At 71.8% G+C, this 24,354-nt stretch carries 25 protein-coding genes; 12 read left to right on the top strand and 13 right to left on the bottom strand.

What is annotated here, in order from left to right; genetic code table 11:
- Positions 1–2 precede the first annotated feature (2 nt).
- The 8 genes from ACQUQD_RS23920 to ACQUQD_RS23885 are packed head-to-tail and all read right to left on the bottom strand — an operon-like array spanning position 3 to position 7,048.
- Complete coding sequence (locus tag ACQUQD_RS23920; protein ID WP_428954188.1) at positions 3–2,021, bottom strand: NADH-quinone oxidoreductase subunit L; 2,019 nt, start codon at positions 2,019–2,021, stop codon at positions 3–5.
- A complete protein-coding gene (gene nuoK, locus ACQUQD_RS23915) occupies positions 2,018–2,410 on the bottom strand; it encodes an NADH-quinone oxidoreductase subunit NuoK (protein WP_428954187.1) in 393 nt (130 codons plus the stop codon). The genes ACQUQD_RS23920 and nuoK overlap by 4 nt, the downstream gene beginning before the upstream one ends.
- The gene (locus tag ACQUQD_RS23910) at positions 2,410–3,036 is read right to left on the bottom strand and encodes an NADH-quinone oxidoreductase subunit J family protein (RefSeq protein ID WP_428954186.1); all 627 of its coding nucleotides are present in this window, start codon (positions 3,034–3,036) and stop codon (positions 2,410–2,412) included. The genes nuoK and ACQUQD_RS23910 overlap by 1 nt, the downstream gene beginning before the upstream one ends.
- A complete protein-coding gene (locus ACQUQD_RS23905; RefSeq protein WP_428954185.1) occupies positions 3,033–3,722 on the bottom strand; it encodes a 4Fe-4S binding protein in 690 nt (229 codons plus the stop codon). Before ACQUQD_RS23905 ends, ACQUQD_RS23910 begins: the two co-directional genes overlap by 4 nt.
- Positions 3,722–4,690, bottom strand: a complete 969-nt coding sequence (locus tag ACQUQD_RS23900) for a complex I subunit 1/NuoH family protein (RefSeq protein ID WP_428954184.1) — start codon at positions 4,688–4,690, stop codon at positions 3,722–3,724. The genes ACQUQD_RS23905 and ACQUQD_RS23900 overlap by 1 nt, the downstream gene beginning before the upstream one ends.
- Positions 4,687–6,021 carry an NADH-quinone oxidoreductase subunit C gene (locus ACQUQD_RS23895; protein WP_428954183.1) on the bottom strand — a complete coding sequence of 445 codons (1,335 nt, stop codon included), beginning with the start codon at positions 6,019–6,021 and terminating at the stop codon, positions 4,687–4,689. The genes ACQUQD_RS23900 and ACQUQD_RS23895 overlap by 4 nt, the downstream gene beginning before the upstream one ends.
- Positions 6,018–6,635 (bottom strand): NADH-quinone oxidoreductase subunit B, encoded by a 618-nt coding sequence (locus ACQUQD_RS23890; protein ID WP_428954182.1) that lies wholly within the window; start codon positions 6,633–6,635, stop codon positions 6,018–6,020. The genes ACQUQD_RS23895 and ACQUQD_RS23890 overlap by 4 nt, the downstream gene beginning before the upstream one ends.
- Positions 6,626–7,048 (bottom strand): NADH-quinone oxidoreductase subunit A, encoded by a 423-nt coding sequence (locus ACQUQD_RS23885; RefSeq protein ID WP_428954181.1) that lies wholly within the window; start codon positions 7,046–7,048, stop codon positions 6,626–6,628. The genes ACQUQD_RS23890 and ACQUQD_RS23885 overlap by 10 nt, the downstream gene beginning before the upstream one ends.
- Before the next feature lie 194 nt (positions 7,049–7,242).
- Between ACQUQD_RS23885 and ACQUQD_RS23880 the strand changes: the two genes are divergently transcribed.
- The 6 genes from ACQUQD_RS23880 to ACQUQD_RS23855 all read left to right on the top strand — a co-directional run bounded on the left by ACQUQD_RS23880 (position 7,243) and on the right by ACQUQD_RS23855 (position 14,618).
- Positions 7,243–8,430 carry a sensor histidine kinase gene (locus tag ACQUQD_RS23880; RefSeq protein WP_428954180.1) on the top strand — a complete coding sequence of 396 codons (1,188 nt, stop codon included), beginning with the start codon at positions 7,243–7,245 and terminating at the stop codon, positions 8,428–8,430.
- A gap of 138 nt (positions 8,431–8,568) precedes the next feature.
- Positions 8,569–9,924, top strand: coding sequence for a sensor histidine kinase (locus tag ACQUQD_RS23875; RefSeq protein WP_428954179.1), 1,356 nt, complete (start codon positions 8,569–8,571; stop codon positions 9,922–9,924).
- A 177-nt stretch (positions 9,925–10,101) separates the two neighbouring features.
- Complete coding sequence (locus ACQUQD_RS23870) at positions 10,102–10,773, top strand: LuxR C-terminal-related transcriptional regulator (protein WP_428954178.1); 672 nt, start codon at positions 10,102–10,104, stop codon at positions 10,771–10,773.
- 264 nt (positions 10,774–11,037) lie between these two features.
- Complete coding sequence (locus ACQUQD_RS23865) at positions 11,038–12,984, top strand: 2-oxoacid:acceptor oxidoreductase subunit alpha (RefSeq protein WP_428954177.1); 1,947 nt, start codon at positions 11,038–11,040, stop codon at positions 12,982–12,984.
- Positions 12,977–14,065: a 2-oxoacid:ferredoxin oxidoreductase subunit beta gene (locus ACQUQD_RS23860; RefSeq protein ID WP_428954176.1), complete on the top strand. Its 1,089-nt coding sequence runs from the start codon at positions 12,977–12,979 to the stop codon at positions 14,063–14,065. Before ACQUQD_RS23865 ends, ACQUQD_RS23860 begins: the two co-directional genes overlap by 8 nt.
- Positions 14,066–14,381: 316 nt before the next feature.
- On the top strand, positions 14,382–14,618 hold the full coding sequence (locus tag ACQUQD_RS23855) for a hypothetical protein (RefSeq protein ID WP_428954175.1): 237 nt from the start codon (positions 14,382–14,384) through the stop codon (positions 14,616–14,618).
- Between the two features lie 27 nt (positions 14,619–14,645).
- Here the strand turns inward: ACQUQD_RS23855 and ACQUQD_RS23850 are convergent, their stop codons facing one another.
- On the bottom strand, positions 14,646–15,155 hold the full coding sequence (locus ACQUQD_RS23850; RefSeq protein WP_428954174.1) for a DUF6082 family protein: 510 nt from the start codon (positions 15,153–15,155) through the stop codon (positions 14,646–14,648).
- Positions 15,156–15,375: 220 nt separating this feature from the next.
- On the bottom strand, positions 15,376–15,768 hold the full coding sequence (locus tag ACQUQD_RS23845) for a winged helix-turn-helix transcriptional regulator (protein ID WP_428954173.1): 393 nt from the start codon (positions 15,766–15,768) through the stop codon (positions 15,376–15,378).
- 102 nt (positions 15,769–15,870) lie between these two features.
- On the opposite strand from ACQUQD_RS23845, the gene ACQUQD_RS23840 reads away from it, so the two are divergent.
- The 3 genes from ACQUQD_RS23840 (at position 15,871) to ACQUQD_RS23830 (ending at position 18,374) form a co-directional block, all read left to right on the top strand.
- Entirely contained in the window at positions 15,871–16,728 is an 858-nt protein-coding gene (locus ACQUQD_RS23840; RefSeq protein WP_428954172.1) for an SDR family oxidoreductase, read from the top strand.
- A gap of 192 nt (positions 16,729–16,920) precedes the next feature.
- Positions 16,921–17,832 (top strand): EamA family transporter RarD, encoded by a 912-nt coding sequence (gene rarD / locus ACQUQD_RS23835; RefSeq protein WP_428957641.1) that lies wholly within the window; start codon positions 16,921–16,923, stop codon positions 17,830–17,832.
- 92 nt (positions 17,833–17,924) lie between these two features.
- Complete coding sequence (locus ACQUQD_RS23830; RefSeq protein WP_428954171.1) at positions 17,925–18,374, top strand: VOC family protein; 450 nt, start codon at positions 17,925–17,927, stop codon at positions 18,372–18,374.
- Between the two features lie 70 nt (positions 18,375–18,444).
- Here ACQUQD_RS23830 and ACQUQD_RS23825 read toward each other — a convergent pair whose 3' ends face one another.
- Positions 18,445–19,290 (bottom strand): oxidoreductase, encoded by an 846-nt coding sequence (locus tag ACQUQD_RS23825; RefSeq protein ID WP_428954170.1) that lies wholly within the window; start codon positions 19,288–19,290, stop codon positions 18,445–18,447.
- Between the two features lie 156 nt (positions 19,291–19,446).
- On the opposite strand from ACQUQD_RS23825, the gene ACQUQD_RS23820 reads away from it, so the two are divergent.
- The 3 genes from ACQUQD_RS23820 (at position 19,447) to ACQUQD_RS23810 (ending at position 22,463) form a co-directional block, all read left to right on the top strand.
- On the top strand, positions 19,447–20,364 hold the full coding sequence (locus ACQUQD_RS23820) for a LysR substrate-binding domain-containing protein (RefSeq protein ID WP_428954169.1): 918 nt from the start codon (positions 19,447–19,449) through the stop codon (positions 20,362–20,364).
- 472 nt (positions 20,365–20,836) lie between these two features.
- Complete coding sequence (locus ACQUQD_RS23815) at positions 20,837–21,778, top strand: M28 family metallopeptidase (protein ID WP_428954168.1); 942 nt, start codon at positions 20,837–20,839, stop codon at positions 21,776–21,778.
- 97 nt (positions 21,779–21,875) lie between these two features.
- A complete protein-coding gene (locus ACQUQD_RS23810) occupies positions 21,876–22,463 on the top strand; it encodes a flavodoxin family protein (RefSeq protein ID WP_428954167.1) in 588 nt (195 codons plus the stop codon).
- Here the strand turns inward: ACQUQD_RS23810 and ACQUQD_RS23805 are convergent, their stop codons facing one another.
- Positions 22,464–23,351, bottom strand: a complete 888-nt coding sequence (locus tag ACQUQD_RS23805; protein WP_428954166.1) for an ABC transporter permease — start codon at positions 23,349–23,351, stop codon at positions 22,464–22,466.
- Entirely contained in the window at positions 23,338–24,285 is a 948-nt protein-coding gene (locus tag ACQUQD_RS23800) for an ABC transporter ATP-binding protein (protein ID WP_428954165.1), read from the bottom strand. The genes ACQUQD_RS23805 and ACQUQD_RS23800 overlap by 14 nt, the downstream gene beginning before the upstream one ends.
- Between the last annotated feature and the right edge of the window lie 69 nt (positions 24,286–24,354).

Here is a 24,354-nt window from a genome sequence, read left to right as displayed (position 1 = left end):
GCTCACGCTCCGGCGGTGGCGACGAGGACGACGGCGACCACCAGGACGACGGTGCCTGCGAGCAGTGCGCTGAGGTAGGTCTGCACGTTTCCGGTCTGGGCGCGGCGCACGGCCCAGCCCAGCACCTTGGGGGCTTCGGCCGCCGCGCGTACGTACGTGTCGACGACCGTGCGGTCGAGGAAGCGGACCAGTGCGGCCGCGGCCTGGACGGGACGGACGAAGAGCTTCGCGTAGACGGCGTCCAGGTGGAAGCCGACGGCGGCGTGCCGGTGCAGCGGGCCGAGCAGGAGACGGCCGGGGTCGGCCGGGTCGGGAGCCGCCGCGATGTCCCCGTAGGCGGGGGTGTGGCTGGCGATGGCCTCGGCCTCGACCAGGCCGCCGTCGCCGGACTCGGTGTCGACGGCGACCGCGCCCATCGGGATCCGGCGCGCGGCCATCGCGGTGGTGTGGCGCCAGGCCGCGTACGTGACCAGGCCGCCGACGAGCGCGAAGCCGGTGCCGAGGACGGAGGTGGTCAGCGTCGGGGTGAGGGAGCGGCCGTCGAGCCAGTCGGGCAGCACGCCCGTGGCCAGACCGAAGGCGAGGGAGGGGATCGCGAGGACCCACAGGACGGCGTTCATCACGGCCGGCTGCTTGCCGTGGTCGGGGGCCTCAGCTCCGCGGCCGTTGAAGGTGAGGAGCCACAGACGGGTCGCGTAGGCGGCGGTGAGCAGGGCTGTCACCAGGCCCGCGACGAGGACGATCCAGCCGGACGCGGCCGGGATGCCGTGCTCATGGCCGGTGGCCGTGTGCTCGGCGGAGCCCAGGACGGCCTCCTTGGAGAAGAAGCCGCTGAAGGGCGGGATCGCGGCGAGCGCGAGCAGCGCCACGGTCATCGTCCAGAAGGCGTCGGGCACGCGGTCGCGGAGGTTGCCCATGCGGGACATCGCGGCCAGGGAGTTGGTGCCGGCGGCGTGGATGATCACGCCCGCCGCGAGGAACAGCAGCGCCTTGAAGGCGCCGTGCGTGAGGAGGTGGAAGACGGCGGCGTCGCGGTCGCCGACGGCCAGGGCGCCGGTCATGTAGCCGAGCTGGCCGACCGTCGAGTACGCGAGGACGCGCTTGATGTCGTCCTGCGCGAGCGCGGCGAGGGCCGAGCCGGCCATGGTCACGGCGGCCATGACGGCGAGCACGATCATCGCTGCCCGGGAGGCGGCGAAGACCGGGAGGAGGCGGGCGACGAAGTAGACACCGGCGGCGACCATCGTCGCGGCGTGGATCAGCGCGGAGACGGGCGTGGGGCCCGCCATCGCGTCGGGCAGCCAGGTGTGCAGCGGGAACTGCGCCGACTTGCCCGCGGCGCCGGCGAGGAGCAGCAGGGCGATCAGGGTCGGGTGGTCGAGGCCGCCCTCGCTCGTGACCTTGCCCAGGATCGTCGTGATGCGGAAGGAGCCCGCGTCCGTGGCGAGCGCGAACAGGCCGATGAGGAAGGGGACGTCACCGAGTTTCGTGACCAGGAAGGCCTTGAGGGAGGCGGCCCGCGCCTCGGAGGTCTCCCAGTAGTGGCCGACGAGGAAGTACGAGCAGATGCCCATGACCTCCCAGCCGACGAGCAGCACGATCAGGTCGCCGGTGTAGACGACGAGGAGCATCGCGGAGGTGAACAGCGAGACGAGCGCCGCGTACGAGGGGTAGCGCGGGTCGTCGCGGAGATAGCCCGTCGAGTAGAGCTGGACGCAGGTCGCGACCAGGCCGACCAGGACGGCGACGAGGGCGGCGAAGCCGTCGATGTGCAGGGCGAGTTCGATCGGCACGGAGCCGGTCGGGGTGAGCTCGGTGTGCGCGTCGAGGGCCGCGGTGCCGTTGCCCGAGCCGCCGCCCTGCTGGACGGCGACGGCGACGGCCAGCACGAGGGCGGCCAGGGTCGGCAGGACGGCCAGCGGGCGGACGAAGCCGGGGGCGGTGCGGCCGAGGAGCAGGCCCGCGGCGGCGCCGAGGAACGGCAGGAGGGGGACGAGGACGGCGAGGGTCGTGGTGGTCACGCGGTGGCCTCGGCCTTCTTGTCCGCGACGTCGGCTGCCGCCGGGGTGGCGGAGGGATCGTGCGGGTCGTCGTCCGGGTCGTGGGGCTCGGCGGCGTCACGGAGCTTGTCGATGTCCGAGGTGCCGCGGTTGCGGTAGACGGCCAGGACGATCGCCAGGCCGATGCCGATCTCGGCGGCGGCGATGGCGATGGTGAACAGGGTCAGGGCCTGCCCGGAGTGCAGGGCGTCGCGCAGCCAGACGTCGAAGGCGACGAGGTTCAGGTTGACGGCGTTGAGCATCAGCTCGACCGACATCAGGACGAGGATCGCGTTGCGGCGGGCCAGGACTCCGTAGAGGCCCGTGCAGAAGAGGAGGGAGGAGAGGACGGTGGGATAGGCGAGATGCATCAGCGGTTGCCCTCCCGGCCGGTGACGGCAGCCGCGGCGGTTTCGTCGGCCTCGGCCGCGTTCTTCTTGCGGGACAGGACGATCGCGCCGACCAGGGCCGCCAGCAGGAGGACCGAGAGGGCCTCGAAGGGCAGTACCCAGTGGCGGAACAGGACGGAGCCGGTCACCGCCGTGTTGCCCTGGGCGGCGCCGTCCAGATCGATCCAGGTCGTGCGGAAGGCGTCGACGACGACCCAGACCAGGGCGGCCGCGGAGGCGACGGCCACGGCGAGGGCGGCCCAGCGGTTGGGGCTGTCCGCGTCCGGTGACCGGCCGATGGGGGCGCGGGTCAGCATCAGTCCGAACAGGAGGAGGACCACGACGGAACCGACGTAGATGAGGACCTGCACCCAGGCGATGAACTCCGCGGTGAGCAGGAGGTACTCGACGGCGAGGCCACCGAGGGCGACGACCAGCCACAGGGCGGCGTGCACCAGCTGCTTCGTGGTGACGGTGACGATCGCGGCGCCGAAGGTGACCAGTCCGACGAGGAGGAAGGCGATCTCGACGCCCGTCGGGGAGAGGAACCCGTGGCTCTCGGCGGCCGTGGTGACGGCTGCCGATGCCGCCGATACGGCGGGGGTCATGAGGACGTCTCCTTTCCGGGGCCGTCGGATCCGGGACTGGCGGGTCCGGGGCCGTCAGATCCGGGACGGGCCGGTCCGGGGCCGTCAGATCCAGGACGGACCGGTCCGGGGCCGTCGGACGCGGCGGGTGCGGAAGCAGTCGGCTCCGCGTCCGCCGCGGCCTGGGCCGCCGCCAGTTTCTCCGCCGCCTTGCGGGCCGCCGCGAGTTCCTTGGGCTCCTCGGCCGCCGGGTCCAGGGCCGGCGGGGAGGGCACCGTCCACATCCACTCGCGGAGCTTGTCGCGCTCGTGGGTGAGGTCGCGGATGTCCGTCTCGGCGTACTCGAACTCCGGGGACCAGAACAGCGCGTCGAAGGGGCACACCTCGATGCAGATACCGCAGTACATGCAGAGGGAGAAGTCGATGGCGAAACGGTCGAGGACGTTGCGGCTGCGCTCGCGGCCGCCGGGGGCGGCGGGCGGGACCGTCTCCTTGTGGGAGTCGATGTAGATGCACCAGTCGGGGCACTCGCGGGCGCACAGCATGCAGACCGTGCAGTTCTCCTCGAACAGGCCGATCACGCCGCGGGTACGGGGCGGGAGTTCGGGCTGGGCGTCGGGGTACTGCTCGGTGACGGTCTTCTTCGTCATCGTCCGCAGGGTGACGGCGAGGCCCTTGGCGAGGCCACTGCCAGGGATCGGGGGCACTAGTTGATCGCCACCTTCACGATTCCGGTGAGCGCGATCTGCGCGAGGGCGAGCGGGATGAGCGTGGTCCAGGCGAGTTTCTGGAGCTGGTCCTCGCGCAGGCGGGGGTACGAGACGCGCAGCCAGATCACGACGAAGGCGAGGACCGCGGTCTTGAGGAGGGTCCAGACCCAGCCGAGCCCGTCCGCGCCCCACGGACCGTGCCAGCCGCCCAGGAACAGGACCGTGGTCAGGCCGCACAGGACGACGATGCCCGCGTACTCGGCGAGCAGGAACAGGGCGAAGCGCAGGCCCGTGTACTCGGTGTACGCGCCGAAGATGATCTCGGAGTCGGCGACCGGCATGTCGAAGGGCGGGCGCTGGAGCTCGGCGAGGCCCGCCACGAAGAAGACCAGGGCACCGACGATCTGCCAGGGCAGCCACCACCACTCGAACGCGTCGAGGATGCCGGGAAGCGAGACCGTGCCCGCGGCCATCGCGACCGAGGCGGCGGCGAGCAGCATCGGAAGTTCGTACGCGAGCAGCTGTGCGGCGGTGCGCAGACCGCCGAGGAGGGAGAACTTGTTGGCGCTCGCCCAGCCCGCCATCAGCGAGCCGAGCACGCCGACACCCATCACCGCGAGCACGAAGAAGATGCCCGCGTCGACGACCTGGCCGACCGCGCCGTCGCCGGGTCCGACGGGGATCGCCAGCAGCACGAGGAGGTACGGGAGCAGGGCGACGGCGGGGGCGAGCTGGAAGACACGGCGGTCGGCGTCGGCCGGGACCACGTCCTCCTTCTGCGCGAACTTGACGCCGTCGGCGACGAGTTGGGCCCAGCCGTGGAAGCCGCCCGCGTACATGGGGCCGAGCCGGCCCTGCATGTGGGCCATGACCTTGTGCTCGGTCTGGCCGACGACCAGGGGCAGCACCAGGAAGGCGACGAAGACGACGACGAGGCGCAGGGCGACGTCGAGAGCGTCGTTCACTGCGTGCCTCCGTTGTCGGTCGTGTCGTCGGGCCGGGGTTCGGGTTCCGGCTGGGGTTCGGGTTCCGGCTGGGGTTCGGGTTCCGGCTCTGGCTGGGGTTCGGGTTCCGGCCGGGGGTCGGGTCGAGCTTCCGGTCCGGGTGACGCCTTCGGACCGGACTCGGTCTTCGGGCCGGACTCGGCCCCCGGACCAGACTCGGCCCCCGGACCGGACTCGGTCTCCGGACCAGACTCGGTCCCCGGACCAGACGTGGTCTCCGGACCGGACTCGGTCCCCGGACCAGACTCGCCCTTCGCACCGGACTCGATCGTCGACCCGGACTCGCCCTTCGGGCCGGACTCGGCCTTCGGCTCCTCGTCGAACGCCGGCTTGGCGTGGTGCCAGGGCGCGTCGCTGGACCGCGCCTTCGGCGCCGCCGCACCTGGCTCCGCCGCACCGGACTCCGTCGGGCCGGACGGCTTGGCCGACTCGGGCGGCTCGGCCGGCTCGGGCGACCCGGCTGCCGGGCGCTGCGATGCCGACCCCTGGGACGCGCTCCGGGACCGCCGCGCCGGGCGCGCCGGTGCCGCCGGGCTCCCCGGAGCAGCCGGGGTCTCAGCGGCGGCCGGAGCAGATGCCGTCTGGCTCGCGGAGCCGTCGCTCGCCGAGCGGGTCCGTCGGGCCGGACGCTCACCCGGGGCCGCCGGTCCGGCACCCCCCGCACGCCCCGCGGCACCCGCACCGGCAGCGCGCGCACCCCGTGCCGGACGCGCCGGAGCGGGTGGCAACTGGCCCTTCAGCGGACCCCATTCGTTCGGGTCGGGCACACCGGGCGGCAGCATCTGGCGCCGCTTCGGCCCGCCGTGCTCGGACTCCCCCGGCTCCTTGGCGCCGGGCCAGGCCTTCGCGACGCGCGCCGCGAGCACGAAGTCCTTGCGCAGCGGATGCCCCTCGAAGCTGTCGGGCAGCAGCAGGGGAACCAGGTGCGGGTGGCCTTCGAAGCCGATGCCGAACATCTCGTGCGTCTCGCGCTCGTGCCAGGCCGCGCCCGCGTACACGCCGACCGCGGACGCGAGGACCGGCGCGGAGTGCGGCACGGTCGTACGGAGCAGCAGCCGCCGCACCGACCCGGGCCCCACGGCCGCGATGTGCGCGCACACGCGGAAGCCGGTGTCCGGTTCGTCGACGGCGCTCAGCCAGTCGAAGTACGTGCACCCGAGGCGCGTACGGGCCGTCTCCAGGGCGGGGATCCAGGAGGCGGCCGGGACGTCGACCGTCAGCAGGTCGTACGCCTCCTCGACCGTGGCCTCGGCGCCGAACAGGTCCTCGACGGGGTCCGGCAGCCAGCTCATCGGTCACCGCCCACGGCGGGCGGCTGGACGAGACCGCTGCTCAGCGCCGCCGCGGAGGGGCGCCCGGCGGCCGCGTCGGCGGAGGCGTAGCGCTCCCCCAGCGACTCGCGGGCGATCTTCTCCTGGAGCTTGAGGATGCCCTGGAGCAGCGCCTCCGGGCGGGGCGGGCACCCGGGCACGTACACGTCGACGGGGATGATCTGGTCGACGCCCTTGGTCACCGAGTACGAGTCCCAGTAGGGGCCGCCGCAGTTGGAGCAGGCGCCGAAGGAGATGACGTACTTCGGCTCGGGCATCTGCTCGTACAGGCGCTTCACGGCCGGGGCCATCTTGTCCGTGACCGTGCCGGAGACGACCATCAGGTCGGCCTGGCGGGGCCCCGGTGCGAACGGGATGACGCCGAGCCGGATGAAGTCGTGCCGGGCCATGGACGCGGCGATGAACTCGATGGCGCAGCAGGCGAGGCCGAAGTTGAAGACCCACAAGCTGTAGCGGCGGCCCCAGTTCAGGACCACCTTCATCGGCTCGGGGGCCAGGCGCGAGAGCACGCCAAGCCGCTTCGGCTCCGGGAGGAGAACAGGCACGGGCTCGGGGGTCACGCGGCTCACGTCCATGTAAGGACGCCCTTCTTGTATGCGTACAGCAGGCCCACGGCGAGGAAGCCGAGGAAGATGAACATCTCGACGAGCGTCGTCGCGCCATAGCCCGGCGCGGCGAAGACCGTCGCCCAGGGGAAGAGGAAGATCGAGTCGACCGCGAAGATCACGTAGAGGAAGGCGTACACGTAGTAGCGGACCTGGGTGTGTGCCCAGCCCTCGCCGACGGGGTCGACGCCGCATTCGTACGTGAGGAGTTTCTCCGGGGTGGGGACCACCGGGCGGAGCAGCCGTCCCGCGCCGAAGGCCACGGCGACGAACAGCACGCCGACGACGGCGAGCAGCCCGACCACCGAGTACGACTGGAAATAGTCGTCGGCATAGCCGTGGGAGGTGTCCGCCGCGATGACGGTCACGGTCGGTCCCGTCACGTCTGTCGCCCCTCGCGTGTTCGTGTTCGACGATCTGTACGCACGGGAGTCTAGGGCCTGTTAAAGAGACGGTAAGCCTCCCGGTCCGGCCTGCGGGACGGGGAATGCGGTGTACGGGGTGGGGTTATCCCCCGTTCGTCCCGGCCGGTCCACCTCATGGCGCCGCGCGCCGCGCGCAGGGCACCCTTTCGCTTATGACCGACCCACTCCACGCTCCCGCGGTCGCCGGCGACGACCGTCCGGCGCTGCCGCCGCCGCGTTTCGCGTACGACAGACACACCTGGAAGGAGATCTCCTTCCTTCTGACCAGCTTTCCGCTCGCCGTTGTCGGGTTCGTGTACGCGCTCACGATGCTGGCGACCGGGGCCGGCCTGACCGTCACCGTGATCGGGCTGCCGCTGATCGCGGCCGGGCTGACCGGCGCGCGGCTGCTCGGCCGGGCGGAGCGGGCGCGGGCCCGGAAGCTGCTCGGGGTGCGCATCGAGGAGCCGAGCCGGCTGCCGCGCCGCGAGGGGGACGGCTTCTTCGGCTGGCTGTGGAACGGGCTGAAGGACCCGGTGGGCTGGCGCGCGGTGCTCTACGAGCTGATCCGGCTGCCGTGGGGCGTGCTGACCTTCGTCGTGACGCTGACCAGCTTGTTCGTGCTGTGGCCGGTGCTGCCGTTCATCGCGCGCGGGCTGACCAACGCGGACCGGGCGATGGTGCGCGCCCTGCTGTCGCCGTCCGACGAGCTGGAGCGGCGCATCGCGGAGCTGGAGTCGGACCGGGGTGTCGTGGTCGACACGGCGGCGGCCGACCTGCGGCGCATCGAGCGTGATCTGCACGACGGCGCGCAGGCCCGTCTGGTCAATCTGGCGATGGGGCTCGGCCTCGCCAAGGAGAAGCTGCTCGAGGATCCGGAGGCGGCGGCCGCCATGGTCGGCGAGGCGCACGGTGAAGTGAAGCTCGCGCTGCAGGAGCTGCGCGACCTGGCCCGCGGCATCCATCCGGCGGTGCTCACCGACCGCGGCCTGGACGCGGCCCTGTCCTCGGTGGCCTCGCGCTGCACGGTCCCGGTGAAGGTGACGGCCGATCTCCCGGCGCGGCCCGCCGAGGCGATCGAGGGCATCGCGTACTTCACGGTCTCCGAGCTGCTGCAGAACATCAGCAAGCACAGCCGGGCCACCCAGGCCACGGTCGACGTGTGGCGCGCGGAGGACCGGCTGCTGATCCAGGTCCGGGACGACGGGCAGGGCGGTGCCAGCCTCGACAAGGGCACCGGCATGTCGGGGCTCGCGGAGCGGCTCGGCGCGGTCGACGGCCTGTTCGTCGTGGACTCGCCGGACGGCGGCGGAACGACGGTCACGGCCGAGCTGCCCTGGCGCGACCGCCACCAGCAGTAGGCGACCGCACCCAGCAGTAGCCCCCAGGGGTAGGGAAAACCCCCGGTCGAAGACGCCGACCCGCCGCATGGCCCCGGGCCGCGCCCCCGAGGAGCCTGGACACGGAGCAGCCACCCCGAGCAGAAACGGACGACACCCATGGCCACGCAGCAGTACGGATACCGCGGCGAGTACTCGTACGACGACGGGCCCCGGCCGCGGCGGCGCGGGCTCGGCCGTCTGCCGGCCGGGCTGCGGGCGCCCGTCGAGGGCCGGGCCTGGCGGGAGTTCGGGTATCAGCTGCTGAGCCTGCCGATCGCCATCGCCGCGTTCACCTGGTCGGTGACGATGATGTCGCTCGGCGCGGGCCTGCTCGTCACGTTCATCGGGGTGCCGGTGCTCGCGGCGGCGCTGGCCGGGGCGCGCGGGTTCGGGGCCCTGGAGCGGGCGCGGGCGCGGGGCCTGCTGGGTGTGGAGGTCGGTTCGCCGGAGCCGGTGCGGCCGCGCACGGGCGGGCCGCTGGCGTGGATGGGCGCGACGCTCAAGAGCGGTGTCTCGTGGCGTCATCTGCTCTACACGGTGCTGCATTTCCCGTGGGCGACGTTCGCGTTCTCCGTCGCCGTCACGTTCTGGGTGACGGGCTGGACGCTGCTGACGTACCCGCTGTGGCAGTGGGTCTTCCCGATGTACGCGGGCCAGGACGGTCTGCAGCTGTACGGCGACGAGTCGCACTCCGTGTACCTGAACAACCCCTTCGAGATCACACTGACCGCGCTGGTCGGCCTGCTCGTGACGCTGGCGACGCCGTGGGTGATCCGCGCGCTGACGACGGTGGACCGGCTGCTGGTCACCGGGCTGCTCGGCCCGTCGCGGCTCGCGTCGCGCGTGGTGGAGCTGGAGTCGGACCGGGGCGTCGTGGTCGACACGGCGGCGGCCGACCTGCGGCGCATCGAGCGCGACCTGCACGACGGCGCGCAGGCCCGTCTGGTCAACCTGGCCATGGACCTGGGCCTCGCCAAGGAGAAGCTGACCGAGGACCCGCAGGCGGCGGCGCGGATGGTCGGCGAGGCGCACGGCGAGGTGAAGACGGCCCTGCAGGAGCTGCGCGACCTGGCCCGCGGCATCCATCCGGCGGTGCTCACCGACCGCGGCCTGGACGCGGCCCTGTCCTCGGTGGCCTCGCGCTGCACGGTCCCGGTGGCGGTGGAGGTGGACCTGAAGGAACGCCCCGCGCCCGCCATCGAGGGCATCGCCTACTTCACGGTCTCCGAGCTGCTGCAGAACATCAGCAAGCACAGCCGGGCCACCCGGGCCACGGTCGACGTGTGGCGCACGCGCGACCGCCTGATGCTCCAGGTGTCCGACAACGGGGTCGGCGGAGCAGCCGCTTCCGCCGGTTCGGGCCTCGCGGGCCTGACCGAGCGCCTCGACGCGGTCGACGGCATCCTCCTGGTCGACTCCCCGCCGGCCGGCCCGACCCGGGTCACGGCGGAACTGCCGTGGCGGCGGGCGTGACAGCCCCCTGAAGGACCTGAAGGTGCCGCCTTCAACGATTTCCGGCCGCGCCCCGCGGGGATCCACCCCTATTCCCGCCGTGCAGGCGCACCCCGGACCGGATCCTGGAATGCTGGACCCGTCAGAACTGGCCTCCGTGCACAGGTGCGCGGAGGCACTGGGGGGGGGCCGGAAAACATGGAGGACAGGGTGCGGGTGGTCATCGCCGAGGATTCAGTGCTGCTCAGGGAGGGCCTGACCCGGTTGCTGACCGACCGCGGGCACGAGGTGGTCGCCGGTGTCGGCGACGGGGACGCGCTGGTCAAGACGATCACCGATCTGGGGGCGCAGGACGAGCTGCCGGACGTGGTCGTCGCGGACGTCCGGATGCCGCCCACACACACGGACGAGGGCGTGCGCGCCGCGGTGCAGCTGCGCGGACGGTTCCCCGGACTCGGGGTCCTGGTCCTTTCGCAGTACGTGGAGGAGCAGTACGCCACCGAGCTGCTGGCCGGGTCGAGCCACGGTGTGGGCTATCTGCTCAAGGACCGGGTGGCCGAGGTGCGGGAGTTCGTGGACGCGGTCGTCCGGGTCGCCGAGGGGGGCACGGCGCTCGACCCGGAAGTGGTCGCGCAGCTGCTCGGGCGCAGCCGCAAGCAGGACGTGCTCGCCAACCTCACGCCGCGCGAGCGGGAGGTCCTCGGCCTGATGGCGGAGGGGCGGACGAACTCGGCGATCGCCCGGCAGCTCGTGGTGAGCGACGGCGCGGTCGAGAAGCACGTGAGCAACATCTTCCTGAAACTGGGCCTGTCCCCGAGTGACGGGGATCACCGACGCGTTCTGGCCGTCCTGACCTATCTGAATTCCTGACCACCTGACACCCTGTCAGATACGACGGCGGATCGGTCACTGGACCCAGAACCAAAGAACGAGTACAGAGCGTCTTCCAGATCGCTCGAGTACGGCTCCGGGGGGCTGGCGAATCATGGCAGAACGGGACGACATGCCGTCTCATTTTCGGGTCCATCACGCGAACGCTCAAAGGAAGGCACCCCTTACAGACGTAGGGTGGGACCGGGGAAGGCCGGCGGGACGGCCCTGCCCGAACAGCCGCCTCGAGGGAGGTCCAGTTCAGTGACCAGCCAGGTCAGTAGCCCAGCCGAGCAGGCCGACGGGGCCGACAGCGCAGTGGTCGGGGAGCAGCGCACGGCCGCGGGTGGATCGAGCAAGGACGTACGGCGTCTGGACCGGGTGATCATCCGGTTCGCGGGAGACTCCGGTGACGGTATGCAGCTGACGGGTGACCGTTTCACCTCGGAGACGGCGTCGTTCGGCAACGATCTGTCCACCCTGCCGAACTTTCCGGCCGAGATCCGGGCCCCCGCGGGCACGCTGCCGGGTGTCTCCTCGTTCCAGCTGCACTTCGCCGACCACGACATCCTCACGCCCGGCGACGCGCCGAACGTGCTGGTGGCGATGAACCCGGCGGCGCTGAAGGCGAACATCGCGGATGTGCCGCGCGGCGCGGAGATCATCGTCAACACGGACGAGTTCACCAAACGGGCGATGGCCAAGGTGGGTTACACGGTCTCGCCGCTGGAGGACGGCTCGCTGGACGGCTACCACGTGCATCCGGTGCCGCTGACGACGCTGACGGTGGAGGCGCTCAAGGAGTTCGAGCTGTCCCGCAAGGAGGCGGAACGCTCGAAGAACATGTTCGCGCTCGGACTGCTGTCGTGGATGTACCACCGGCCGACCGAGGGCACGGAGCGGTTCCTGAAGGCCAAGTTCGCCAAGAAGCCCGAGATCATGAAGGCCAACCTGGCCGCTTTCCACGCGGGTTGGAACTTCGGCGAGACCACCGAGGACTTCGCGGTCTCCTACGAGGTCGCCCCGGCCGCCACCGCGTTCCCGACCGGCACCTACCGCAACATCTCCGGGAACCTGGCCCTCTCGTACGGGCTGATCGCCGCCTCGCAACAGGCGGATCTTCCGCTGTACCTGGGCTCGTACCCGATCACTCCGGCCTCGGACATCCTGCACGAGCTGTCCAAGCACAAGAACTTCGGCGTGCGCACCTTCCAGGCCGAGGACGAGATCGCCGGGATCGGCGCGGCGCTGGGCGCGGCGTTCGGCGGCAGCCTGGCGGTGACGACCACGTCCGGGCCGGGTGTGGCGCTGAAGTCGGAGACGATCGGTCTCGCGGTGAGTCTCGAACTGCCGCTGCTGGTGGTCGACATCCAGCGCGGCGGCCCCTCGACGGGGCTGCCGACCAAGACCGAGCAGGCCGACCTGTTGCAGGCGATGTACGGGCGCAACGGTGAGGCGCCGGTGCCGGTCGTCGCCCCGTGCACCCCGGCCGACTGCTTCGACGCCGCGCTGGAGGCGGCCCGGATCGCGGTCACCTACCGCACCCCGGTCCTGCTGCTGTCCGACGGCTACCTGGCCAACGGCTCCGAGCCGTGGCGTATCCCGGAGGTCGACGAACTCCCGGACCTGCGCACCCAGTTCGCGACGGGCCCCAACCACACGCTGGACGACGGCACCGAGGTGTTCTGGCCGTACAAGCGCGACCCGCAGACCCTCGCGCGGCCGTGGGCGATCCCGGGCACCCCGGGCCTCGAACACCGCATCGGCGGCATCGAGAAGCAGGACGGCACGGGCAACATCTCCTACGACCCGGCCAACCACGACTTCATGGTCCGCACCCGCCAGGCCAAGATCGACGGCATCCAGGTCCCCGACATCGACGTCGACGACCCGAGCGGCAGCGCCACCACCCTGGTCCTGGGCTGGGGTTCCACCTACGGTCCGATCACCGCGGCGGTGCGCCGCCTGCGCGGTGCGGGCGAGCGGATCGCGCAGGCCCATCTGCGCCACCTCAACCCCTTCCCGCGGAATCTGGGCGAGGTCCTGGGGCGTTACGACAAGGTGGTGATCCCCGAGATGAACCTCGGTCAGCTCGCCACGCTCATCCGGGCCAGGTATCTGGTGGACGCCCACAGCTACAACCAGGTCAACGGAATGCCGTTCAAGGCCGAACAGCTCGCCACGGCTCTCAAGGAGGCCATCGATGGCTGAGACGACGACCACGGAGGAGACCGGGGGCGGCGCGGAGACGCTTCTCTCGCTCGTCCCCAAGGCCGAGGCCAAGCAGTCCATGAAGGACTTCAAGTCCGATCAGGAAGTGCGCTGGTGCCCCGGCTGCGGTGACTACGCCATCCTCGCCGCCGTACAGGGCTTCATGCCCGAACTCGGCCTGGCGAAGGAGAACATCGTCTTCGTCTCCGGCATCGGCTGCTCCTCCCGCTTCCCGTACTACATGAACACCTACGGGATGCACTCCATCCACGGCCGTGCTCCCGCCATCGCCACCGGCCTCGCCTCCTCCCGCCGCGACCTGTCCGTCTGGGTCGTCACGGGCGACGGCGACGCGCTCTCCATCGGCGGCAACCACCTCATCCACGCCCTGCGCCGCAACGTGAACCTGAAGATCCTCCTCTTCAACAACAGGATCTACGGCCTCACCAAGGGCCAGTACTCCCCCACCTCGGAGGTCGGCAAGATCACCAAGTCGACGCCGATGGGGTCGCTGGACGCGCCCTTCAATCCGGTGTCCCTGGCGATCGGCGCCGAGGCCTCCTTCGTGGCCCGCACCGTCGACTCCGACCGCAAGCACCTCACCGAGGTCCTGCGCCAGGCCGCGGACCACCCCGGCACCGCGCTGGTGGAGATCTACCAGAACTGCAACATCTTCAACGACGGCGCCTTCGAGGTCCTCAAGGACAAGCAGCAGGCCGAGGAGGCCGTCATCCGCCTGGAGCACGGGCGGCCGATCACCTTCGGCACCGACGACTCCAAGGGCGTCGTCCGCGACCCGGCCACCGGCGATCTCACGATCGTCCCCGTCACGGACGACAACCGGGCCGACATCCTGGTCCACGACGCGCACGCCGCGTCCCCGACCACGGCCTTCGCCCTCTCCCGCCTCGCCGACCCCGACACGCTCCACCACACCCCGATCGGCGTCCTGCGCAGCGTCGAACGGCCCGTCTACGACACACAGATGGCCGACCAGCTGGACACCGCCATCGAACAGAACGGCAAGGGCGACCTGGGTGCGCTGCTCGCGGGCGGCGACACCTGGACCGTCGTCGGCTGACGCCGGCGGACACGGCGCGGGGCCCGGACACCACTCGGTGTCCGGGCCCCGCGCTGTTGCACTGAACAGTGGGCCCCGCGGACCGTTGCGGCCAATTCACCCGAAAGAGTGAATTAGCAGGGTATCCAAGAGGGCAACGACACGTAGCGCTATGGTCACGTTCTGGCATTTCGCCGCCCGGCAGGCGCCCGCGCGGCACAGGATAAGGGTCCGGTTCGCCGTGCGGCGTTCGGCCCAGCGGCCGTTTTGCCTGTACGCGATCGGTCGGGGCAAGGTCAGCACCCAAGTCGTCGTGCAGTCCGGAGGGTTCCCCGAAGTGAAGATCGTTCGTCGCATCGGCGACGCACCACGCCTCAGGGGCTGCGCTTCGGGCGAGAGCTGCCCGGACGTCTTCGAGCTGAGCGACACGAATTTCGCGGTCATCGGTACCGATGCGACCGAGTCCTTCCGGGGCCGCCTCCCGGGCGGCGTCACGCTCGGTCCCGGGGAGCGCCTCGTCGTGGTCACCCGCGCGACCCTCGTGAGCGCCAAGCGGGACCTGCCGGACGCCTAGGGCCTGTCCGGCAGGCAGCAGCCCGCGTCAGGCCTGGTCCACGGGCGCGTCCGAGCGCACGATCCACCACTCGTCGGGGTCGGTGGCGAGTTCTTCCATGATGTGGTTCAGCGCCTCCCCGACACGCGCGTCCAGCGAGTCGGGGGCCAGGCTGAGCCGGTGTTCCGCGGTGCGCTCCCAGTAGAGCTGGAAGAACCGGTTGCGGCACAGGATGCGCAGATGGCCGATGAACTCGTCCCAGCAGAACGCGTCCACCCGGTACGCCAGCAGCAGCACCGAGTACTCCCGGTTCGCCCACAGCATCAGCCGCCGCTCCCGGTCCGACAGGTCCGGCAGCGTGCTCAGCGCCGCCGCGAGATCGGGATCGTCGATCGCACGGTCCAACTGATCGAGGAACAGGGCGTGCTGGCGGAGCACGTTCGCCCGGCTGATCTCCTCGACGAGCCGCTCCAGGAGCTCGTCCCGGCGGCGACGGCGGCCGAGCCCGGCCCTCAGCCGGGACCCGACCCCTCGCAGAGGCGATGTCAGTGTGGCCATGTCGAAGAGACCCCCCGGTCGGCGCAGCGGGCGGAGCGTGCCACCTCCAGGGTGCCGAGCCGGTGCGGGCAGCGCGGGAGGCGGACAGGGGGCGCACAGATGGATGGCGGGTTTGGTGTAGACCGGCGCCCTATCGGGTGTGTGCCCCTTATGTGCCGTGGGCATGCCGGGCCGAACGGCCCTGGCCCGCTCACATCACTTGACCGCAGGGCCAGTTACGTCAGGTGGACGACCCGGATGCCCGGACCTCGTCGTACCTTTGTCGGGCCTCGGTCACGTCGGCCATGCGCCGGTCCGTCCAGTCGGCGAGCGAGCGCACCTGGGCCGCCGCCTCCCGGCCGAGCCCGGTGAGCGAGTAGTCGACGCGCGGCGGGATCACGGGCCGGGCCTCGCGGTGCACGACGCCGTCACGCTCCAGGGTCTGCAGGGTCTGGGTGAGCATCTTCTCGCTGACGCCGCCGATCGTGCGGCGCAGCTCGCTGAACCGGTAGGAGCGCTCCTCCAGGGCGAGGAGGACCAGGACGCCCCACCGGCTCGTGACGTGTTCGAGGACCAGGCGCTGCGGGCAGAGCCCCTCGCCGGCCGTCCAGTCACTGATCTTACTTACTCCCATGCCAGTACCTTACTTCAAAGTGGGTACTTACGAATCCACAGCGCGTGTCCTACGGTGAGTGAAGAACCCCGGAAGAACCCCCCACTCAAGGAGATTTCCGTCATGAGCCTCGTCATCACCGGAGCCACCGGGCACCTCGGCCGTCTCGTCGTCGAGGGGCTGCTCGCCGCGGGCGTCCCGGCCGGGGAGATCGCCGCCGTCGTCCGCGACAAGGAGAAGGCGGCCGGCCTCGCCGCCCGCGGCGTCGAGCTGCGCGTCGCCGACTACAGCGCGCCCGAGACGCTCGCCGGCGCCTTCCGCTCCGGCGACAAGGTGCTGCTGATCTCCGGCAGCGAGGTCGGGCAGCGGGTCGCCCAGCACCAGGCCGTCATCGACGCCGCGAAGGCCGCGGGCGTGGCCTCGCTCGCGTACACCGGCGTGCTCGGCGGCCCCGACGCCGACTTCGCGCTGGCCGACGAGCACAAGGTCACCGAGCAGGCGATCCTCGACTCCGGCCTGCCGTACACGTTCCTGCGCAACGGCTGGTACCACGAGAACTACACCGAGAACCTGGCCCCGGTCCTGGAGCACGGCGCCGTCCTCGCCTCCGCCGGCGAGGGCCGCGTCGCCTCCGCCTCGCGCGCCGACTACGCCGCGGCCGCCGTCGCCGTCCTGACGAGCGAGGGCCACGAGGGCACGGCGTACGAGCTCAGCGGCGATGTCGCCTGGTCGCTCGCCGAGTACGCCGCCGAGGTCGCCGAGCAGTCCGGCAAGGAGATCGTCTACCGCGCCGTGACGCCCGAGGAGAACCGCGAGGTGCTGCTCGGCGCCGGGCTGCCCGCCCCCTTCGCCGACATCCTCGTGGGCGTCGACACCGCCATCGAGCAGGGCCTGCTCGCCCGCCGCAGCGGGGACCTCGCCCGCCTCATCGGCCGCCCCACGACACCGCTCGCCGACGCCGTCGCCGCGGCGCTGAAGTAGCCGCCCCCGCCGTCAGGACCGTATGGCGATACGGGCATGACACGCACGGCCCCGCGGCGCTACCTTGCTAGGTGGCCGCCGTGGGGCTGCCGGGTGTCATGAGGAGGGTCCGTGCGGGACGGGGCGGCAGGAGAGCCGGGTCGGGGGAACGAGGGGCGCACGGGGCTCCTCAACGGTTTCGCGGCGTACGGGATGTGGGGCCTCGTGCCCCTGTTCTGGCCGCTGCTCAAGCCCGCCGGGTCGGTGGAGATCCTGGCCCACCGGATGGTGTGGTCGCTGGTGTTCGTGGGCGTCGCGCTGCTCTTCGTACGGAAGTGGGGCTGGGCGCGCGAGCTGCTGCGGCAGCCGAAGCGGCTCGGGCTCGTCGCCGTCGCCGCGGCCGTCATCACGGTCAACTGGGGCGTCTACATCTGGTCCGTGAACTCCGGGCACGTCGTCGAGGCCTCACTCGGCTACTTCATCAACCCCCTCGTCTCCATCGCGCTCGGCGTGCTGCTGCTCAAGGAGCGGCTGCGGCCCGCGCAGTGGACGGCCGTCGGGGTCGGACTGCTCGCGGTGCTCGTGCTCGCGATCGGGTACGGGCAGCCGCCCTGGATCTCGCTGGTCCTCGCGTTCAGCTTCGGCACCTACGGGCTGGTGAAGAAGAAGGTGAACCTGAGCGGCCTGGAATCACTGGCCGCCGAGACCGCCGTCCAGTTCCTGCCCGCGCTCGCCTACCTGCTGTGGCTCGCCGCGCAGGGCCGCTCCACCTTCGGCACGGAGGGCCCCGGGCACGCGGCGCTGCTCGCGTCGACCGGCGTGGTCACGGCCATCCCCCTGGTGTGCTTCGGGGCGGCCGCGATCCGGGTGCCCCTGTCGACGCTCGGACTGTTGCAGTACCTCGCGCCCGTCTTCCAGTTCGTGCTCGGGATCGTCTACTTCCACGAGGCCATGCCGGCCGAGCGGTGGGCCGGGTTCGGCCTGGTGTGGCTGGCGCTGGTGGTGCTGACCTGGGACGCGCTGCGCTCGGCGCGGGCCGGGCGGATCGCGCTGGCCCGGGCCGAGATCGCCGCCGCCGGGGTCGCGCCGGAGGCCGGTCCGGTGCAGCGGGAGTCGGCCGTCTGAGCCCGCCCGGATCCGGCTGCCGCGCGCGGCAGCCCCGCGACTCTCCCCCGAGTAGGACGCCGTACGGCCTACTCGCGCTCTATAACTGGGCCATGACCCTTGACTGGAAGCTCGTCGTCGACGCCGCCGATCCGCATGCGCAGGCCGAGTTCTGGGCCGCCGCGCTCGGATACGAGATCGAGGACAACGCCGCACTGATCGAGCAGCTGCTCGGCCTCGGGGCGGTGACCGAGGCCGAGACCGTCGAGCGGTGGGGGCGGCGGGCCTTCCGGGACCTGGTCGCCGCCCGGCACCCGGACGACCCGGTCGACGGGCGGACCGGGACCGGGCTCGGACGGCGGATCCTGTTCCAGCGGGTGCCGGAGGCGAAGACCGTCAAGAACCGGCTGCACATCGACGTGCACGCCGGGCCGGAGCGCCGCGAGGACGAGTCCGCGCGGCTGACCGGCCTCGGCGCGAAGGTGCTGCGGTCCGTGGACACCCAGGGCGGCCAGTGGCTGGTGATGGCCGACCCGGAGGGGAACGAGTTCTGCCTCCAGTGACCCCACCCCTGATCCGGACCTGAACCGGCCCTGACCCGGCCCTGACCCGCCCCGGGCCGTCCTGCCGCCCCTACGCGTCGAAGTCCGTGCCCCGCGAGACCTTCTCCCACTCGGTGAGCTCGGCCCGCACCGCGTCCAGGTGCCCGACGAGGAAGTCCACCGCGTCGCCGCCGAGGGCGAGGCGCAGCGGGGTCCTCTCCGCGTCCAGGGCGAGGCGGATCGCCGCGGCCGCCTTCGCCGGGTCGCCGGGCTGGGTGCCGGCGCCGCCCCGGACCATCGAGCGGGTGACGCCGACCTTGTCCGCGTACGCCGGGTTCTCCGCGGAGAAGTAGGCGGCGCCCTGGGCGAACAGGTTCGTGCGGAACGCGCCGGGCTCCACGATGAGCACCTTGATGCCGAACGGGGTCACCTCGTCGGCCAGCCCCTCCGACAGCTGCTCCAGGGCCGCCTTCGTCGCGCTGTACGCGGAGAACCCGGCGAAGGACAGCTGCCCGCCGAAGCTGCTGATGTTCACGATCGAGCCGCTGCGCCGCTCGCGCATGTGCGGCAGCAGCGCCCGGGTCAGCCGGGCCGGGCCGAACACGTGCAGCTCGAACAGGTCCCGCAGTTCGGTGTCCGTGGTCTCCTCGAACGCGCCGACCTGGGTGCGGCCCGCGTTGTTCACCAGCACGTCCACCCGGCCGTAGCGGGCCAGGACGTCGGCGGCCACCGCGTCGATCCGCTCGCCGTCGGTGACGTCCAGGGCGATCGCCTCCACCTGGTCGGGGTGCGCCGCCACCAGGTCGGCGAGGCCCTCGGGGCGGCGGGCCGTGCCGATCACCGTGTCCCCGGCGGCGATCGCGGCCTCCGCGAGGGCTCGTCCGAAGCCGCTGGTAGCGCCCGTGATCAGCCAGACCTGTGCGTTGTTCCCCGTCATGTTCCCGTCTCCTTCGGTGCGCTCGGTTTGGTTCGGTTGGTTCGGTTGGTTCGGTTCGGTTCGGTCAAGTGCCTTGTCTTGCTGCCCCGTTGGCGTGTTCCATCCTTCGCCGAGCGGCCGGTCCGCGTCCAAGACCCGCTGTGATAGCCATGAGTTATGGACGTCCATGGGCGCGATCTGCGCTACTTCGCCGCGGTCGCCGAGGAGTTGAACTTCACGCGGGCCGCCGAGCGGCTGTACGTGTCGCAGCCCGCGCTGAGCAAGCAGATACGGATGCTGGAGCGGCAGCTCGGCGCGGAGCTGTTCGTCCGGGACCGGCGGGCGGTGCGGCTGACCGGGGTGGGGGCCGCGCTGCTGCCGCACGCCCGCGGGGTGCTGGCCGCCTGGGAGGCCGCTGAGGAGGCCGTGGCGCGGGCCCGGGACGCCGAGCGCGACACCCTGGTGATCGGCATGTCCACCAGCCCGGGACGCGGACTGCTGCCCGCTCTGCGGGCCCGGCTCGCCGCCCGGCACCCGGCCGCGCGGCCCGTGCTGCGGCAGGTCAACTGGGGTGATCCCACTGCGGGGCTGGCGGACGGCAGCGCGGATGTCGCCTTCGTCTGGCTGCCGCTGCCGGACGGCGAGCGGTACCGGTACGCGGTCGTGGCGAGCGAGCCGCGGCTCGTGGCGCTGCCGCGCGACCATCCGCTCGCGGTGCGGGCCGCGGCCGACCCGGAGGGGGCGGTGGACTTCGCCGATCTGCTCGGTGAGCCGTTCCTCGCGCTGCCGCCGGAAGCGGGTTCCCTGCGGGACTACTGGCTGGCGCTGGACTCGCGGGAGGGGCGTGCGCCGCTGATCGGCGGGGTGGTGGCCAGCGCGGAGGAGACCCATGAGGCGGTGGCGGCGGGGCTCGGCGTGGTCCTCCTCGCCACGGGGAACGCTCCGCTGGTGGTGCGGGACGAGGTGGTCGCCGCGCCGGTTCGGGGGGTTACGCCGTCGCGGCTGGCGGTGGCGGCGCGGGTGGATGATGAACGGCCCTTGGTGCGGGCGTACTTGGCGGCGGCCGGGCGGGTGGCTTCCGGGGCGATGGACTGAGGCAAGGCCGGGCTGGGCGGGGCTGGGTGCGCCGTCCGTTGTGGGGTGGGGTGGGGCCGCGCCGGCGTACCTCCTCGGCCGGATGGGTCTCGTCGCCTCCGTACGCCGTAGGCGCGTCATCCGGCGCTGAGTTCCCGCGGTGTCCTGCGGGGGCACCCCGACACGTCCCCTCCCGCCGGCTTGCGGCCTCCGCCCGGTGGGGCTTCCGACGCCACCGCCTTGGGCAGTCTGCCGCCTGGGGCGGCAGGGTGGGCAAGACGGCAGCCCCGCGCCGGGCCACCGTTCGAGCAGCCCGGTGTTCGTTCCGGACACATGCTCCGGTCGGCGTTCGCCTCATCGTGCGACCTCAGGGAAAAGGTGCCCGGATTACGAACAGGGCTGACCGGATTACGCTCTTGACGGTGCGTCAGCACACCAGGACCATCGGGCCACCTCAATCCCCTTACCCACCGGAGAACCAGGAGCCCCCCACATGGCCCTGCACCCCATACGCGTGCGGCTCGCCACCGCCGCCCTGCTGACCACCGCCGCCCTCGTCACCACGGGCGCCACCGCCGACGCGACCCCCTCGGTCGCCGCCGCGCCCGACATCCCCGTGGCCTCGGTCAAGGCCCACCTCACCCAGCTCCAGTCCATCGCCACGGCCAACGGCGGCAACCGCGCCCACGGCCGCCCCGGCTACAAGGCCTCCCTCGACTACGTGAAGGGCAAGCTGGACGCGGCCGGATTCACCACCTCCGTCAAGCAGTTCACGTCCGGCGGCCGCACCGGCTACAACCTGGTCGCCGACTGGCCCGGCGGCGACACGAACCAGGTCGTCATGGCCGGCGCCCACCTCGACAGCGTCACGGCGGGCCCCGGCATCAACGACAACGGCTCGGGCTCCGCCGCGGTCCTGGAGACCGCGCTCGCCGTCTCGCGCGCCCAGCTCAAGCCGACGAAGCATCTGCGGTTCGGCTGGTGGGGCGCCGAGGAGCTCGGCATGGTCGGCTCCCGGAACTACGTCAGCTCCCTGACGACCGCCGACCGTTCGAAGATCTCGGCCTACCTGAACTTCGACATGATCGGCTCGCCCAACCCCGGCTACTTCGTGTACGACGACAACGCGGCCCTGGAGAAGGTCTTCAAGGACTTCTACGCGGGCCTGGGCGTCCCCACCGAGATCGAGACCGAGGGCGACGGCCGCTCGGACCACGCCCCGTTCAAGAACGCGGGCATCCCGGTCGGCGGCCTGTTCAGCGGCGCCGACTACACGAAGACCGCGGCCCAGGCCCAGAAGTGGGGCGGCACCGCGGGCAAGCGGTTCGACGCCTGCTACCACTCGTCCTGCGACACGACGGCGAACATCAGCGACACCGCGCTCGACCGCAACAGCGACGCCATCGCCTACGCCGTGTGGCAGCTGGCCGGATAGCCCGCGCGGCACCCGCCGCGGCTCCCCTGGTGCGACTTACTTGCGTGTGCATATACTGCATGCGCAAGTAAGTCGTGCCCGTGTCCCAGGGGGAATCATGACCACCCGCACTTTCCTGTTCGTGCTCGGCAGCAGCCGCCCGGACGGCAACACCGAGATCCTCGCGCGCACGGCAGCCGAGCAGCTGCCCCCGGACGTCGGGCAGACCTGGATCGACCTGGCCGAGCACCCGCTCCCCGACTTCGAGGACCTGCGCCACGACAGCGACCACGTCCGGCCGCAGGGGGACGACGTCGCGCTGCTGCTCGACGCCACCCTCGCCGCTACCGACATCGTCATCGCGTCGCCGCTGTACTGGTACTCGGTCTCCGCCTCCACCAAGCGCTACCTCGACTACTGGTCGGGCTGGCTGCGCACCCCCGGCATCGACTTCAAGGCCACCCTCGCCGGGCGCACCCTGTGGGGCGTCACCGCGCTCGCGCACGAGGAGGAGGTCGTCGCGGACCCGCTGGTCGGCACGCTGCACCACTCGGCCGCGTACATGGGCATGCGCTTCGGCGGCGTCCTGCTCGGCAACGGCAGCAAGCCCGGTGACGTACGGAAGGACGAGAGCGCCCTGGCCCGCGCCAAGACCTTCTTCGCGCAGGAGGCGCCGCTCGCCAGGTTCCCGTACGAGGAGCGGTAGTCACGCCGTGACGTCCTTCGCCGTGAAGCGCGCCCAGGCCGCCGAACCGAAGACCGCCGCGTACAGCGCCTGGAGTTCGAGGTTCTTCGTCAGGTCGTCCCAGTAGATCGGGTCGCGCATCAGGTCGGCGAAGGACAGCCAGTGGTGCGAGAAGAAGTACGGCTGGATCGCGTGCAGTTGGGGGATCTGGTCCAGGATCTGGATCGTGATCAGGAGCCCCACCGTGGTCGCCATCGCCGCGATGCCGCTGTTGGTGAGAGTGGAGACGAAGAGGCCGAGGGCGGCCATGCCGACGAGGGACGCCGCCACGGTGAGGGCGATGAGGAACGCCCGCCACAGGCCCTCGCCGAAGCCGATCCGCGTCCCGGAGATGGTGACGACGTCGCCGAGCGGGAAGAGGACCGCCCCGGTGATCAGCGCCGAGGCGGCGACGACCAGTGTCGCCACGAGGCAGAACGCCATGGTCGTCGCGTACTTGGTGAGCAGCAGGCGGGTGCGGCCCGCGGGGGCCACCAGGAGATAGCGCAGGGTGCCCGCGCTCGCCTCGCCGGCCACCGCGTCGCCCGCGATGACGCCGACCGCCATGGGGAGGAAGAACGGGAGGGTCGCCGCCAGGGCCGTGAAGACGAGGAACAGGCCGTTGTTGGTGATCTGCGCGATGAACGCCGGGCCGCCGCCGCCCTCGGGCCCTCCCCCGCCGAGCGACGAGCCGTCGCCCGTCTCGATCTTCACGGCGACGCCGATGAGCACCGGGACGGCCGCGAGGACCCCGAGCAGCGCGAGCGTGCGCCAGCGGCGGAACGTCGTGGTCAGCTCGCTGCGCAGCAAGCCGAGGGTCCACAGCGGCCGGGCGCGCGGGGCGGTGCGTACCGCTTCAGCCTGCGACATCGAAACCCTCTCCGGTCAGGGCGACGAACGCGTCCTCCAGGGACGCCCGTTCCACACCGAAGCCGCGGACGCGGACGCCCGCGGTGACCAGCGCCGCGTTCAGGTCCGCCAAGTCCGTTTCGGAAGGCGGAGGTTCGGCCGTCACCCGGTCGTCGGCCGATTCGACGACCGTGATGCCGTGTTCCTTGAGCACGCGGGCCGCGTCGCCCGGGTCGGGGGTGGTGACGGTCAGCTTCCCCCGTGCGCCCGCGGCCAGTTCGGTGACCGGGCCCTGCGTGATCAGGCGGCCCTGCGCCATCACCGCGGCGTGCGTGCAGACCTGCTCGATCTCGTCGAGGAGGTGGGAGGAGAGGAAGACCGTGGTGCCGTCGGAGGCCAGCTCCCGCACCAGCGTTCTGATCTCGCGCATGCCCTGCGGGTCGAGGCCGTTCGTCGGCTCGTCGAGGACCAGCAGACGGCGCGGCTGGAGCAGGGCCGCGGCCAGGCCGAGACGCTGCTTCATGCCGAGTGAGTACGCCTTCGCCTTCTTGGCCGCCGCGGCCGTCAGGCCCACCCGGTCCAGGGCCTGCGCGACCCGCGCCGTGCGGGTGCGCGGGTCGGCGGTGGGGTCCGCGGAGTCGTAGCGCAGCAGGTTGTCGCGGCCGTTCAGGAAGCCGTACAGCGCCGGGCCCTCGATGAGCGCGCCCACCTGCGGCAGCACGGCGCGGGCGGCGCGGGGCATCGGCCGGCCCAGCACCCGGGCGGCGCCCGCCGTCGGTTCGATCAGGCCCATCAGCATGCGGATGGTGGTGGTCTTGCCCGACCCGTTCGGCCCGAGGAAGCCGAAGACGGCGCCCTGCGGAACGGTGAGGCTGAGCCGGTCGACCGCGAGCTGGCCGCCGCGGTACCGCTTGGTGAGCTCCCGGGTCTCGATCGCCGGGTCCCTCGGCTGCATCGGCTTCCTCGCCCTCCCGCCGTCGCGGAGAGGGGGCGGTGCGCACCGCCCCCTCTCCGGAGATCACTA

The organism is Streptomyces sp. cg35 (assembly GCF_050410835.1).
Classification (GTDB): Bacteria; Actinomycetota; Actinomycetes; order Streptomycetales; family Streptomycetaceae; genus Streptomyces.
The sequence above is the reverse complement of the archived record's forward strand: the minus strand, read 5'-3'. Positions and strand labels throughout refer to the sequence as shown.

Bases quoted from the DNA above. Each gene is read 5' to 3' on its own strand.
- rarD (WP_428957641.1), top strand. From the start codon at position 16,921: ATGTGGGGCCTCGTGCCCCTGTTCTGGCCGCTGCTCAAGCCCGCCGGG.
- ACQUQD_RS23880 (WP_428954180.1), top strand. From the start codon at position 7,243: ATGACCGACCCACTCCACGCTCCCGCGGTCGCCGGCGACGACCGTCCG.
- ACQUQD_RS23870 (WP_428954178.1), top strand. From the start codon at position 10,102: ATGGAGGACAGGGTGCGGGTGGTCATCGCCGAGGATTCAGTGCTGCTC.
- ACQUQD_RS23825 (WP_428954170.1), bottom strand. From the start codon at position 19,290: ATGACGGGGAACAACGCACAGGTCTGGCTGATCACGGGCGCTACCAGC.
- ACQUQD_RS23815 (WP_428954168.1), top strand. From the start codon at position 20,837: ATGGCCCTGCACCCCATACGCGTGCGGCTCGCCACCGCCGCCCTGCTG.
- ACQUQD_RS23805 (WP_428954166.1), bottom strand. From the start codon at position 23,351: ATGTCGCAGGCTGAAGCGGTACGCACCGCCCCGCGCGCCCGGCCGCTG.
- ACQUQD_RS23845 (WP_428954173.1), bottom strand. From the start codon at position 15,768: ATGGGAGTAAGTAAGATCAGTGACTGGACGGCCGGCGAGGGGCTCTGC.
- ACQUQD_RS23840 (WP_428954172.1), top strand. From the start codon at position 15,871: ATGAGCCTCGTCATCACCGGAGCCACCGGGCACCTCGGCCGTCTCGTC.
- ACQUQD_RS23910 (WP_428954186.1), bottom strand. From the start codon at position 3,036: ATGACCCCCGCCGTATCGGCGGCATCGGCAGCCGTCACCACGGCCGCC.
- ACQUQD_RS23800 (WP_428954165.1), bottom strand. From the start codon at position 24,285: ATGCAGCCGAGGGACCCGGCGATCGAGACCCGGGAGCTCACCAAGCGG.
- ACQUQD_RS23850 (WP_428954174.1), bottom strand. From the start codon at position 15,155: ATGGCCACACTGACATCGCCTCTGCGAGGGGTCGGGTCCCGGCTGAGG.
- ACQUQD_RS23820 (WP_428954169.1), top strand. From the start codon at position 19,447: ATGGACGTCCATGGGCGCGATCTGCGCTACTTCGCCGCGGTCGCCGAG.
- ACQUQD_RS23810 (WP_428954167.1), top strand. From the start codon at position 21,876: ATGACCACCCGCACTTTCCTGTTCGTGCTCGGCAGCAGCCGCCCGGAC.
- ACQUQD_RS23830 (WP_428954171.1), top strand. From the start codon at position 17,925: ATGACCCTTGACTGGAAGCTCGTCGTCGACGCCGCCGATCCGCATGCG.
- nuoK (WP_428954187.1), bottom strand. From the start codon at position 2,410: ATGCATCTCGCCTATCCCACCGTCCTCTCCTCCCTCCTCTTCTGCACG.
- ACQUQD_RS23875 (WP_428954179.1), top strand. From the start codon at position 8,569: ATGGCCACGCAGCAGTACGGATACCGCGGCGAGTACTCGTACGACGAC.
- ACQUQD_RS23895 (WP_428954183.1), bottom strand. From the start codon at position 6,021: ATGAGCTGGCTGCCGGACCCCGTCGAGGACCTGTTCGGCGCCGAGGCC.
- ACQUQD_RS23890 (WP_428954182.1), bottom strand. From the start codon at position 6,635: ATGGACGTGAGCCGCGTGACCCCCGAGCCCGTGCCTGTTCTCCTCCCG.
- ACQUQD_RS23860 (WP_428954176.1), top strand. From the start codon at position 12,977: ATGGCTGAGACGACGACCACGGAGGAGACCGGGGGCGGCGCGGAGACG.